We start from the raw sequence: 13,829 nt of genomic DNA on the forward strand, positions 1-13,829 counted from the left end.
TAATTTACACAGCAACAAATGCAACAATGTACATTATTTGATAGTCTGGCTGCTCATCAAAAATATAATAAAAGCCAACTTTATGCTTAAAGCTGATAAATCCAATAAAAAAATTGTAGCTATTGGAGGAGGACACGGACTAGGGCGTATCCTCTCTTCCCTTTCTAGTTACGGCTCACAAGTAACTGGCATTGTTACAACTACAGATAACGGAGGCTCCACCGGACGCATTCGCGCTTGCCAAGGTGGTATCGCCTGGGGTGATATGCGTAACTGTATTAATCAGTTAATAACAGAACCCTCTGTAGGTTCAATGATCTTTGAATACCGTTTTAAAGGGAATGGCGAGTTAGATGGTCACAACCTTGGTAACTTAATGCTTACAGCGTTAGATAATCTGTGTATTCGACCATTAGAAGCGATCAACCTGATCCGAGATATGCTTAACGTTGAAACTCAGATCATCCCAATGTCTGAGCATCCTTCTGATCTTGCTGCATTTACTCATAGCGGTGAAATCATTAGCGGCGAAACAAGTGTCGATGAGCTGCAAGAAATTCCAAAACGTTTATTTTTAGAACCTGCCGTACCTGCGACAAAGGAAGCAATCCAAGCGATTAACGAAGCAGATCTAATTTTACTTGGTCCTGGTAGCTTCTTAACCAGCGTGATGCCCGTTTTGCTGTTACGTGATTTAGGATTAGCCCTGAAAAAATGTGATGCCCAGATCACCTTTATCACCAACCTAGATAAAGAGCATGGACCTGCAGGAAAAATGTCACTTGAAACTATGCTGCACTGGTGTGAGCGCGCAATGAATGGACGCAAGATTGATACGATTTTAACGGATAAGCCTCACCCTGAATTAGAGCAAAGGTTTCATCTACAAATCGAAGATCTTGCATCCAATAATCATGAATGGCGACATGATCGCGATAAGCTAAAGCATGCGGTTGATAAGCTCATTATTTCCCGCTAACTGCTTATACTCCACAATCATACCTTCGACCATTTGCCTAAACTCAGGCAAATGGTCAATCATCCAATCATCTTGACCTTGTTTGACACGATACTCGCATTCCTGTGCCATCAACGCTAAATCATCGGCACCAAAACTGGCAGCACTACTTTTGATCGCATGACTAATTTCACCAATTTGATCAACTGACGGATGATTAGATAGTTGTTTTGAATACTGCTCTAGTTCATCACTAAATACGTTTAGTAATAAAGACACAGTATCTTCACCGACTTCATCTGCAAGGCGCTTAATCGTTTCAGAATTTATCGTTGTTGCCATTTAATCCATCTCCCTACCACTGGCGTTGTTCTCTTGCCAAGCCTGTAATTTGCGATAAATCGTTGACGGGCTTACTTCTAATAATCCCGCAGCTCTTGGAATATTGCCATCACAAGCGTCAATTGCCCATTGTATCGCTCTTTTTTCTACTACCCAGAGCGGCTCTATTTTATTTTTCTGATGATCATGCGAATAAATTGATGCATCAGCGACGCTTTTTTCGCGTCCTTTATCAGGTATTACTCTAGAATGAGATGCAAATTCTACACCGTTAATTGCATTGATCGGTGGAGGTACCATTTCGAGTTTTACTTCATCACCCGAATTTAAAACCACAATATTACGTATCACGTTTTGTAGTTCACGGACGTTACCCGGCCAAGAGTAGGACTCAAATAGACGTAGAACAGGCTCTGAAAAACGACTAAAACTTTTTCCTTCTTCTAACGACATTAATCCCAATAGTGCATGGGCAATTTCAATAATATCGCCACCACGCTCTCTTAATGGCGGTAATGAAATTGGAATAACATGAAGACGATAATACAAATCTTCTCGAAAGCGTCCTTCTTGGACTTCTTCCCAAGGATTACGGTTTGTTGCACACACAAAGCGTACATCTACACTACTTATTTTAGACGATCCAACTTTCTGATAAGTACCTGTTTGAATAAATCGTAACAGCTTACTTTGCAGATCAAGATCCATTTCGCACAGCTCATCCAGCATCAAGGTGCCGTTATGTGCCATTTCTACCGCACCTTGGCGCTCAGTTGATGCACCAGTAAACGCGCCTTTTACGTGGCCAAACAATTCACTTTCAATCAAATCTTTAGGAATCGCTGCACAGTTAAGTGCAATAAAAGGTTTATCGTGACGAGGACTAGCTGCATGGATGGCTTCAGCACAGACTTCTTTACCCGTACCACTTTCTCCCGTAATGAAAACGGTAGCTTTACTTGAAGCTGCCGATTCAATCACACGGTAAACAGCCTGCATCGGTAAACTATTACCAATAAAGCCTTGGTACTGCGCCCCTTCAGATTGCTTCGACTGATTACTTGTATGAGATTTATTTTCAGCCTTTAGGACTTTATTGACTGTGATACGAAGTCGGTCCGCTTCACAGGGTTTGATTAAAAAATCTTGTGCGCCATAACGTATGGCTTCAACCGCAATATCAATTGAACCATGGGCTGTCATGATCACAACAGGAACATTGCCATGATTTTTTCTTACTCGCTCAAGCACCTCCATACCAGTCATGTCGGGCAAACGTAAATCTAATAAAATCAGATCGGGAATAATATCTTGAATAAAGCTCAGCGCTTCTTTCCCTGTACCTACGATGCTTACATTAAGTCCAAGGGGATTTAAGTAAGATTTGTACAAGGCAGCAACCGACGCTGTATCTTCAACCATTAAGACTTGGCGTTGCTGTATTTTGCTTTCCATTGCTCCTCCCAAAATAAGCCCCTTAAACTAATTGTAATCAATAGAAAAAATTATGGGGTATAGATTTCTCTTTTTTCTATAATCGCATATTGAATTGCAAATTGATTCGCATTTTGCGAAAAACTGTTTTTTATTGTGCATTAGCGCAAACAAATAAGTGCTAGTCAAAGACAGTAAAAATGCGGATTTATAAAAAAAATGAAGATAAAAAAAGTTGGCACACTATCTGCTTTATATAAATCGACTCTAAAATTTAGAGTCAACCTAGCCAACTGACGTTGTTTGTGGATTTTTTCACTAAAACAATGACGCCAACCGAAACTCCTTTCTCGGTTGGCTTTTTTTTTGCCTTAATTTCCACTCAACACAAACAGTGAAAACAGCCAAGGAAAGCACTAACTGTTAGCAATAAACTGCTCACGTAGCTTTTGGATCTTATCGCGGGTTTCTGCGGCTTGTTCAAATTCAAGGTTCTGTGCAAAATCATACATTTGCTTTTCTAGAGCCTGAATTTGTGACTCTAATTGTTGCGGAGTCAGGGTTGAATAAGTGCCTTTCGTTTCAGCGACTTTATGAAGTTCAGCGGCTCTATTGCGTGACTTCGCACGAGGGTTAGTGCCACCTAATTCCAGAATATCACCGATTTTCTTATTCAGTTTCTGAGGAATAATGCCATGTTTAAGGTTGTATTCTGTTTGTTTCTCACGACGACGCTGTGTTTCATTAATTGCACGTTCCATTGAGCCAGTAATACGATCCCCATACAGAATGGCTTTACCTTCAATATTTCGAGCCGCACGTCCAATAGTCTGGATCAAAGAACGCTCAGAACGTAAGAAGCCTTCTTTATCTGCATCTAAAATTGCCACTAACGACACTTCAGGCATATCTAAGCCTTCTCGTAATAAGTTAATGCCCACTAACACATCAAACTCGCCTAAACGTAAATCACGTATGATCTCAACCCGTTCAACTGTATCAATATCAGAGTGCAAATAACGCACTTTGACACCATGCTCAGTTAGATATTCCGTTAAGTCTTCTGCCATGCGTTTAGTTAAAGTCGTCACTAACACACGTTCATTTTTCGCTTCTCGAATATGAATTTCCGAGAGCAAATCATCAACCTGTGTTGCGACAGGACGCACTTCAATTTCAGGATCAAGCAACCCTGTAGGACGTACAACCTGCTCAGCGATATCGTTACTGGACTTCTCTAGCTCATAATTACCTGGCGTTGCAGAAACATAAATCGTTTGGGGGGCTAAAGACTCAAACTCTTCAAATTTCATAGGGCGGTTATCAAGTGCTGATGGTAAACGAAAACCGTATTCCACTAAGTTTTCTTTACGTGAGCGGTCACCACGGTACATGGCTCCAATTTGCGAAACTGTAACGTGAGATTCATCGATGATCAGCAAGCCATCAGCAGGCAAGTAGTCAAATAAAGTTGGTGGCGGCTCACCCTCAGCTCGACCACTGAGGTAACGTGAATAGTTCTCGATACCAGAGCAAAAGCCCAGCTCGTTCATCATCTCGATATCAAATTGAGTTCGTTGGCTAATACGCTGCTCTTCAACCAACTTGTTATTGGCAATGAACTGCTCTTTACGCACATCAAGCTCTTTTTTGATCCCTTCTATTGCCTCTAGAATTTTCTCACGAGGTGTCACGTAGTGGGTTTTAGGATAAATGGTCGTTCTAGGGAGATCACGTTGGATCACGGCTCCCGTTAACGGATCAAAAGAAGAAATACATTCCACTTCATCATCAAAAAGCTCTAAACGAATCGCTTCTTTTTCTGATTCTGCGGGGAAGATATCAATCACTTCACCGCGAACACGAAATGTACCACGCTCAAATGCCACATCATTACGTGTGTATTGCAATTCAGCCAAGCGACGCAGAATGTCTCGCTGATCTAAGAAATCACCACGACGAACATGCAGCATCATTTTTAGATAAGAATCAGGATCACCTAAACCATAAATCGCGGATACCGATGCAATAATAATGACGTCACGACGCTCCATTAAGGCTTTAGTCGCAGAAAGTCGCATCTGTTCAATATGCGCATTCACCGAAGCATCTTTTTCAATAAAAGTATCGGTGGTCGGTACATACGCTTCAGGTTGGTAATAATCATAATAAGAAACAAAATACTCAACCGCATTATTAGGAAAGAACTCTTTCATCTCACCATATAATTGCGCAGCCAAGGTTTTATTGGGTGCTAGGATTAATGTTGGTCGGTTAGCTTGAGCGATAACATTAGCCACGGTAAATGTTTTCCCCGAGCCAGTAACCCCAAGTAATGTTTGATGTGCAAGCCCTGAATCAAGTCCATCTACCAGCTGTTCAATCGCTGTCGGTTGATCACCGGAGGGAGAATATTCAGAAGCGAGAGAAAAAAGATCGCTCATAGTTCATATCCAACAATAAATAACTGTTTACATTGTGGATAGACGCTTTGTAATGTCAATAACAGAAATGATAGTGAAAGAAGCTAAATGACAGATAAAAAAATAGCTTCAATATTAGTTTAACCACATCGTGAGTTTGAACACCAAACATCACTCACAATGTAGAGACCACAACTATTAACCTTGCTGGCCAACAGCCCCCTTTGGGTCTTAACTAACTAATATTGAAGCGAAAAACAACATTATATTGTTACTAGCTAACTTAAATTCTAAGCATGACGTTAAGCTAAATTTGACGTGTAGAGCATTAAGTACCTTTATCTTAATGATTAAGTTTAAATACCTGACTCGAATCCAGGTACTTAATGTTGGCAGCATGATAATGCGAAGAATTGAAGAGGTAAAAGTCACCACATGAATATAAACAAGAGATAAATAAGCCAGACTTATAATTGGTTCTGAAATTCAGAAACTCAAGTATAAAAACACTGTATAAATACAGGTAAACATATAATATATAAGAAAATTAACGTGACTAACTACAATTGAACAATTTCACAATAGGGATGGATGTTAAAAAAAATCAGCGTTTTTTTATCTCTTTTTATGAACTTATTATCCAAAAAACGAAAATCTTATGAAAAACCACCTGAGATCAATTGACCAATAAAGTTGATCGACGTATTATTCACCCGCAATAACACATATGGTTTTCGTTTTTTTAACCAAATGAAAACATCAAATCCAAATTGTTTACATCCACAGCTTATTCAATATCTGCTTAGAAATTAAACACAGTCTCAAACAATCGACATTTTCACCCTTATCACTTTCAAATCCCTGTATAAATATTATTTAACTCAATAATAATTATTGATATTAGTGCACTTTTATTCCTAACTTGATTAATTGATGAATCAAGTTTCTTATACATATATCTCGCACTATAAAGTTTACAAACTTAAATCAACACAGTTATCCACAGTTTTTGTGGATAACTAAGCTAACATCACGTGTTTACTAAGATTGTAAAAATCAACAATTATTTAATACGCAATAGAGTGGGTATTAGCTAAGTTTATTCCTAATTGTGAGATCCTACTCCTTACTTACAGCCAACAAAAAGCCAGCATTATGCTGGCTTTCGGCAAGAAGAATTAGTGGGGGGATTAACAACTAATTTCCATCATAAATTGGATATCTTGCTCAGCCTCAAAATAAACAGGCGTTTCACCGTAACGGAATAACTTTAATGGCTTACCATTCGCGGTATGGTAACTTAATTGTCCATCAAGAAGTTGTAGCCATGTCCCTTCAGGGATCCCCATCACTGGCTCGTGTTGGTTTACTTCTAAAAACTCTTGAATACGTTCATCACGGGTTTCACCCATATGACCTTCAACAGACGCTTCTAGATAATGTGGGTTTATTTGGAACGGCACAAAGTTCAATGACGTTAACACAGCACTTGTCACAATCGGCATATCATTCGTCGTTCTGATTGTTGGGCACGCAATGTTTGTACCTGCGCTCCAACCAATATAAGGCACACCTTCCGCTAACACTGCTTTTCTTAATGGTCCAACCAAACCTAAATCGTGTAATTTCTTATTAAGAACCCAAGTATTACCACCACTAACAATAATACCTTCAGCTTGTTCAATCGCTTTGACCGGATCTGCAGCCTGATGGATCCCTGTTGCAACACAATCAAGCCCTAAACGATCAAAGGTTGCTTGTACCATAGCAACACGATCATCATGACTAGAGCGAATAACAGCGTATGGAATAACCAAAAAATGCTTAGCGCCTGTACGTTTTACTTGTTCAACAATTGCATCGCCTGCAAATTCCATAACATCTGTGTTGCCAGCGATTTTGCCATTACTCAGCAATAAAATATCCATCATCTACATCCTATTTTATTCGGTTAGGCCTACATCAAAATGATGCTCAGCAGTGCCCGGATATAAAACGAGGTTTAGGCTTCCTTTACAAGCTAATCAATCACATTTTCCGAAATCTTAACTCTACCCGTAAACAATCAACTCAATAACTTATAAAAACACACCGTATAAAAACAACATCAATACAAGATCGAAACATACCAAGATCAAACAGATAACAGTAAAATGAGTAACATCTGAACAAAAACGTGATATTAAGATAATAAATATAATTAAAACTTATATTTCACCTGCGAAGTTTACGAAAAAAGCAATTATCGCTAAAACCCTACACCACAGGAGTTGTTATAACGGCGACAAAATCAGATAATGTCGAGATCTCTTGCAACAATAATGAAGCCGGTATGACTGAATACCTCCTACTACTCATCGGTACAGTGTTAGTTAACAACTTTGTACTGGTTAAATTTTTAGGCTTATGTCCTTTTATGGGCGTATCTAAAAAGTTAGAAACTGCTATCGGAATGGGCTTAGCGACAACCTTTGTGTTAACGCTTGCTTCTGTGTGCGCCTACCTTGTTGAAACTTACATCTTGGATCCGCTTGGGATTCAGTACTTACGCACACTTAGCTTTATTCTGGTTATTGCCGTTGTGGTGCAATTCACTGAAATGGTCGTACATAAAACAAGCCCAACGCTTTATCGCTTATTAGGTATTTTCCTACCACTGATCACCACAAACTGTGCAGTGCTTGGTGTTGCCTTACTCAATATCAATGAGCGCCATAACTTCATCGAATCTGTCATTTACGGTTTTGGTGCAGCGGTTGGTTTCTCGCTTGTGCTTGTTTTATTTGCCTCTATGCGTGAGCGCATTGCCGCTGCCGATGTGCCAGAGCCATTTAAAGGTGCATCGATTGCAATGATCACCGCAGGTCTCATGTCTCTTGCCTTTATGGGCTTTACTGGATTGGTGAAATTGTAATGAGCGGGATCCTTATCGCAGTCATTGCCGTTGCTATTCTTGCTGCAATCTTCGGTATTATTCTAGGTTTTGCTTCCGTTAAATTTAAAGTGGAAGCCGATCCTATCGTTGAACAAATCGATGCTATTTTGCCACAAACCCAATGTGGTCAATGTGGTTACCCAGGGTGTCGCCCTTATGCTGAAGCGATAGCCAATGGCGATGTGATCAACAAGTGCCCTCCAGGCGGTCAAGTTACGATTGAAAAGCTAGCTGACTTAATGGGGGTTGATGTTCCAGATTCTGCTCCCGATGCAGAGAAAAGCGTAAAGAAAGTCGCCTTCATTCACGAAGACATGTGTATTGGTTGTACTAAATGTATTCAAGCATGTCCCGTCGATGCCATTGTCGGTGGCACCAAATCCATGCACACCGTTATCAAAGACGAATGTACAGGTTGTGATCTTTGCGTCTCTCCCTGCCCTACTGACTGTATAGAGATGATTCCAGTAGAGGAAACCCCTGATAACTGGAAATGGCAACTAAACCGTATCCCTGTCGTGAATGTCAGTGCAACACCGAACACAGAAAAGGTAGAGTCGTAGTCATGCTATCTATCATTGAACAAATAAAACAAGGTAAATTGTGGGATTTCCACGGTGGTATCCACCCAGCCGAAAATAAAGATTTATCGAATAAATCACCTATCGTTAATGCTGGCATCCCACAAGAACTTGTTTTACCGCTAAAACAACATATCGGCTCAAAAGGCGACATTATCGTTGCAGTTGGTGACACCGTACAAAAAGGACAACCTTTAACACAAGGCGATATTGCCATGTGTGTTCCTGTACACGCACCAACATCAGGCACGATCACTGCGATTGAACAACGTACTACCGCTCACCCATCAGGTTTAAGCGACTTATGTATTGTGATCGCCCCAGATCAACAAGATACATGGTGCGATAAAACTACATACGCAGATTATGAAGATCGCGATCCTGCAGAGTTGATCGATGCGATCCGTTTAAGTGGTATTGCAGGTCTTGGCGGTGCGGGCTTCCCTACTGCACGTAAGCTGCAAGGTGGTTTGGGTAACGTTGATATTTTAATTATTAACGCTGCCGAGTGTGAGCCTTACATCACGGCAGATGATCGCTTAATGCGTGATTACGCAGAAGAAGTGGTTGAAGGTGTGCGTATTCTTCGCCACATCATTTCACCAAAACTGACCATCATTGGTATTGAAGACAACAAACCAGAAGCCATTCAAGCACTAGAGCAACACGTAAAAGAAGACGACAACATTCTGATCCGTGTAGTACCAACGAAATACCCTTCTGGTAGCTCTAAGCAACTTGTGAAGATCTTAACTGGTCGAGAAGTACCAAGTCAGTCTCGTTCAACCTCCGTTGGCGTGATCATGCAAAACGTCGGGACTGCATTCGCTATCAAGCGTGCAATCATTGATGGTGAACCATTAATTGAACGTGTAGTTACGCTGACAGGTGAAGCATTCAAAGAGCGTGGTAATGTTTTTGCCATGCTTGGGACACCAATTGCTTATCTATTGGATAAATTCGGTTACAAAGCTGATAAGAAACATCCTCGTGTGATCGTAGGTGGCTCATTAATGGGATTTACCCTGCCCCATTCCAATGTGCCTATCACCAAAATGACCAACTGTATTTTGGCGCCAAAACGTAAAGAGCTACCGCTACACACTTACGAGATGGCATGTATTCGTTGCTCAGCTTGTGCTGATGTTTGTCCATCATCATTACTGCCACAACAACTCCAGTGGTACGCCAAAGATCAGAACTACGAAAAATGCGAAGAGTACAACCTACAGGACTGTATTGAGTGTGGCGCGTGTGCGTATGTTTGCCCAAGTGAAATTCCACTGGTGCAATATTACCGCCAAGCCAAAGCAGAGATCTGGGCTCGTAGTCAAGATGAAATCAATGCAGAACGTGCTCGTCAACGCTTTGAAGCTAAACAAGCACGTATGGATCGTGATAAAACGGAACGTGAAAACCGCTTTAAAAAAGCCGCTGAAACTCGTCGTGAAGAAATGGCAAAAACAGGTGGTGATGATGCTGTTGCTGCTGCCATTGCACGTGTAAAAGCAAAACAAGCCGCAGCTCAAAGCGATAAGCCTGAAGTAAAACCTGCTGTTGCCGCAGCGATTGCAGCAGCCAAAGCCAAACAAGCCGCTTCAGCACAAGGTGCTACATCAGAAAGCCTGCCAGATAACAGTGAAATGGCGAAATTACGTGAAGAGCGAAAACGCCAAGCTCGTGAGCGCAAGGCTGAAAAAGAAGCATTAGAAACTACAGCTTCCACTTCAAGCAATGACAGCAAAAAAGATGCTGTCGCTGCTGCTATTGCCCGAGCTAAAGCGAAAAAGGCACAACAAGCTAATGAGCAAACAGCTTCTGTAGATCAAACCGTTGTTGAAAATGTAGAGGTTGACCCTAAGAAAGCTGCGATTGCTGCCGCTGTCGCTCGTGCGAAAGCTAAAAAAGAAGCGCAACAAGCACAATCAGAAACGACACCTGAACCAGTTGCTGAAACTGAAGCAGTCGATCCGAAGAAAGCTGCTGTTGCCGCAGCCGTTGCGCGCGCTAAAGCTAGAAAAGCAGCACAACAGGCTGAAGCGCAATCAGAAGTGACATCAGAGCCTGCCGCTGAAACTAAAGCTGTCGATCCGAAGAAAGCTGCTGTTGCTGCTGCCGTTGCACGCGCTAAAGCTAGAAAAGCAGCACAACAGGCTGAAGTACAATCAGAAGTAACACCTGAACCAGTTGCTGAAACTGAAGCAGTCGATCCGAAGAAAGCCGCTGTTGCTGCTGCCGTTGCTCGCGCTAAAGCTAGAAAAGCAGCACAACAGGCTGAAGCGCAATCAGAATCAACATCTGAGCCTGCCACTGAAACTGAAGCTGTCGATCCGAAGAAAGCCGCAGTTGCTGCTGCCGTTGCTCGTGCTAAAGCAAGAAAAGCCGCACAACAAGCTGAAGCGCAATCAGAAGTGACATCTGAGCCTGCCACTGAAACTGAAGCTGTCGATCCGAAGAAAGCCGCAGTAGCTGCTGCAGTTGCACGTGCTAAGGCCAGAAAAGCAGCACAACAGGCCACTAAAGAACAACAAAACATTGAGGAAGATTAATCGTGGCGTTTAACATTGCCAGTTCACCCCATGACCATAACCGCCGTAGCACCAGCGCTATTATGCGCACGGTTATTTTGTGCTCGGTATTTGGCGTTATTGCTCAATGCTACTTCTTTGGTTTCGGTACTCTGATCCAGATCTTGCTAGCATCTATTTCAGCAATCATTTTTGAAGCGCTTGTTTTAAAACTGCGTAAACGTCCAATTGTGCCTTACTTGCGTGATAACACTGCGCTATTAACTGGTGTTTTAATTGGTTTGTCTATTCCACCACTCGCCCCTTGGTGGCTAACTGTTATTGGTGTGTTCTTTGCGATCGTTATTGCAAAACATCTTTATGGCGGTATCGGTCAAAACCTCTTTAACCCCGCGATGATTGCTTACGTTGTACTGCTAATTTCATTTCCAGTACAAATGACTACCTGGTTACCACCAGCATCATTAAGCGCACAGCCTGCAAACTTCATGGATAGCATTTCTGCGATTTTCACAGGCTTTACCCAAGATGGTTTTAGCGTACCTCAACTAAAAATGTCTGTTGATGGTTACACTATGGCGACCCCATTAGATACCTTAAAAACTTCGTTACATACTGGCTTTACCACTGCTGAGACGATGGCAAAACCTGTTTATGGCGCGATTGCGGGTATTGGTTGGGAATGGGTAAACATGGGCTTCCTGCTTGGTGGCTTAATCCTACTGAAACTACGTGTTATTCAATGGCATATTCCAGTTGCAATGCTAACGTCACTGTTTGTGATCAGCAGCCTTGTATACCTAGTGCATCCTGATACAACAGGTTCACCACTGTTCCATCTATTCTCTGGTGCAACCATGTTAGGTGCATTCTTCATTGCTACCGATCCTGTAACAGCATCGACAACAGTAAAAGGTCGCCTAATTTTTGGTGCCTTTATCGGTATCATGATTTACTTGATCCGTACTTGGGGTGGTTTCCCTGATGGTGTGGCTTTTGCCGTTCTTCTTGGTAACTTGTGTGTACCACTCATTGATTACTACACCCGTCCTCGTACTTACGGGCACTAATTAAGAGAGCAGCCATGTTTAATGCAATGAAAAAAAACGGGGCTATTCTCGCAATCTTTGCGTGTTTAGCTACAGCGCTAGTCGCCCTAACCAACTACTTAACTGAAGATCGTATTGCAGAGCAGCAACGACTTCAGCTATTAGATACGCTAAATCAAGTGATCCCAGCAACAAGCCACGATAACTTGCTTTATAAAAGCTGTACTATGGTCAAAGATCATAAGCGTCTCGGTACTACCGATGCGATGCCGGCATATATTGCACGCAAAGACGGTAAACCTGTTGGTGTGGCAATCGAAGGTATTGCACCAGACGGCTATAGCGGTGCAATTAAAATCATCGTTGGCCTTGATATGAAGGGCGTGATCACTGGCGTTCGTGTATTACAGCAAAACGAAACGCCTGGATTGGGTGATAAAATTGAAACCACAGTCAGTAACTGGATTTACAGCTTTAATGGTAAGCGCGTAAACGGTGATAACGATCCCGCCTTTAAGGTACGTAAAGATGGCGGTGAGTTTGATCAATTTACGGGTGCTACGATTACCCCACGTGCGGTAGTTAAAGCAGTGAAAAATGTTTCGTTATACTGGGATCAAAACCAGCATAAGATCATCAACCAACCACTAAATTGTGCAGGTGAGTGATATGACAACCAATAAAGAATTGATGACAAATGGCCTGTGGTCAAACAACCCAGCAGTTGTTCAACTGCTTGGTCTGTGTCCTTTACTCGCCGTTTCATCAACAGTGACCAATGCTCTCGGTCTCGGTTTAGCAACCACCTTGGTGCTAATGGGTTCAAACCTCATTGTGTCTTTAATTCGCCATTGGGTACCGTCTGAAATTCGTATTCCAGTATTTGTGATGATCATTGCCTCACTCGTAACTTGCGTGCAGTTATTGATGAATGCGTTTACTTTTGGTCTATATAAATCATTAGGTATCTTTATCGCTCTGATCGTGACCAACTGTATCATCATTGGTCGTGCTGAAGCCTTTGCCTCTAAAAATAAACCATTACCAGCGGTATTGGATGGTTTATGGATGGGCTTAGGTATGACATCTGCGCTGTTCGTTCTTGGCGCAATGCGCGAATTATTGAGTAAAGGTACGTTATTTGACGGTGCTGATCGTCTATTAGGTAGTTGGGCATCGGTATTACGAATTCAGGTATTCCACTTTGATTCTGGATTCTTGCTTGCAATGCTACCGCCGGGTGCCTTCATCGGTGTCGGTTTGATGATTGCAGCCAAGAATGTGATTGATAAACGTCGTCAGCAAAAGCTACCAAAAGAAGAGTCAAAACCAACAGTAGAACGTGCTCGCGTCACTTCTGTAGACTAAATAAAAAACCCAATAAGTGTGGTGTTATTACTAGTGACTAGTAATAACACCACACTCTTTCTAGTTAAAAGTATATAAGAGTTGAAAGCTTATTGGGTTTCTTTTTAATCCATATCGCGACAAAATAATGGAAAAGTAAAACGCTTAATTGCACAACAGGCGCTCACCCTGTTACTCCCTACTAATATTGCAATAAGCCTTATTTGGAATA

Annotated in this window: 11 protein-coding genes; 7 read left to right on the forward strand and 4 right to left on the reverse strand. The window is 41.8% G+C overall.

Annotated features, from left to right (window positions below; translation table 11 throughout):
* Positions 1 to 82: 82 nt before the first annotated feature.
* Positions 83 to 979: a uridine diphosphate-N-acetylglucosamine-binding protein YvcK gene (gene yvcK / locus Q7657_RS18975; RefSeq protein ID WP_053987175.1), complete on the forward strand. Its 897-nt coding sequence runs from the start codon at positions 83 to 85 to the stop codon at positions 977 to 979.
* On the opposite strand, the gene Q7657_RS18980 is transcribed toward yvcK, so the two are convergent.
* The 4 genes from Q7657_RS18980 to pepE form a co-directional block, all read right to left on the reverse strand.
* Positions 941 to 1,300: an Hpt domain-containing protein gene (locus tag Q7657_RS18980; RefSeq protein WP_053986947.1), complete on the reverse strand. Its 360-nt coding sequence runs from the start codon at positions 1,298 to 1,300 to the stop codon at positions 941 to 943. The two genes, yvcK and Q7657_RS18980, sit on opposite strands and share 39 nt — an antisense overlap.
* On the reverse strand, positions 1,301 to 2,755 hold the full coding sequence (gene luxO, locus Q7657_RS18985) for a quorum-sensing sigma-54 dependent transcriptional regulator LuxO (RefSeq protein WP_181319800.1): 1,455 nt from the start codon (positions 2,753 to 2,755) through the stop codon (positions 1,301 to 1,303).
* A gap of 395 nt (positions 2,756 to 3,150) precedes the next feature.
* Positions 3,151 to 5,178 (reverse strand): excinuclease ABC subunit UvrB, encoded by a 2,028-nt coding sequence (gene uvrB / locus Q7657_RS18990; protein WP_107165386.1) that lies wholly within the window; start codon positions 5,176 to 5,178, stop codon positions 3,151 to 3,153.
* A gap of 1,169 nt (positions 5,179 to 6,347) precedes the next feature.
* Positions 6,348 to 7,085, reverse strand: coding sequence for a dipeptidase PepE (gene pepE / locus Q7657_RS18995; protein ID WP_107165387.1), 738 nt, complete (start codon positions 7,083 to 7,085; stop codon positions 6,348 to 6,350).
* A 404-nt stretch (positions 7,086 to 7,489) separates the two neighbouring features.
* On the opposite strand from pepE, the gene rsxA reads away from it, so the two are divergent.
* From rsxA to Q7657_RS19025, 6 genes are read left to right on the forward strand one after another with little or no spacing between them, the layout of a single operon-like run.
* A complete protein-coding gene (gene rsxA, locus Q7657_RS19000) occupies positions 7,490 to 8,071 on the forward strand; it encodes an electron transport complex subunit RsxA (RefSeq protein WP_008987552.1) in 582 nt (193 codons plus the stop codon).
* Complete coding sequence (rsxB, locus tag Q7657_RS19005) at positions 8,071 to 8,655, forward strand: electron transport complex subunit RsxB (RefSeq protein WP_053986951.1); 585 nt, start codon at positions 8,071 to 8,073, stop codon at positions 8,653 to 8,655. Before rsxA ends, rsxB begins: the two co-directional genes overlap by 1 nt.
* A 2-nt stretch (positions 8,656 to 8,657) precedes the next feature.
* Positions 8,658 to 11,222 (forward strand): electron transport complex subunit RsxC, encoded by a 2,565-nt coding sequence (gene rsxC, locus Q7657_RS19010; protein ID WP_107165388.1) that lies wholly within the window; start codon positions 8,658 to 8,660, stop codon positions 11,220 to 11,222.
* A gap of 2 nt (positions 11,223 to 11,224) precedes the next feature.
* Positions 11,225 to 12,271: an electron transport complex subunit RsxD gene (gene rsxD, locus Q7657_RS19015; protein WP_053986953.1), complete on the forward strand. Its 1,047-nt coding sequence runs from the start codon at positions 11,225 to 11,227 to the stop codon at positions 12,269 to 12,271.
* A gap of 14 nt (positions 12,272 to 12,285) precedes the next feature.
* Entirely contained in the window at positions 12,286 to 12,918 is a 633-nt protein-coding gene (rsxG, locus tag Q7657_RS19020) for an electron transport complex subunit RsxG (protein WP_107165389.1), read from the forward strand.
* A 1-nt stretch (position 12,919) separates the two neighbouring features.
* Positions 12,920 to 13,618: an electron transport complex subunit E gene (locus Q7657_RS19025; RefSeq protein ID WP_053986955.1), complete on the forward strand. Its 699-nt coding sequence runs from the start codon at positions 12,920 to 12,922 to the stop codon at positions 13,616 to 13,618.
* Positions 13,619 to 13,829: the final 211 nt, after the last annotated feature.

Origin of the sequence: Candidatus Photobacterium acropomis, from assembly GCF_030685555.1 — a bacterium.
Classification (GTDB): domain Bacteria; phylum Pseudomonadota; class Gammaproteobacteria; order Enterobacterales; family Vibrionaceae; genus Photobacterium; species Photobacterium lucens.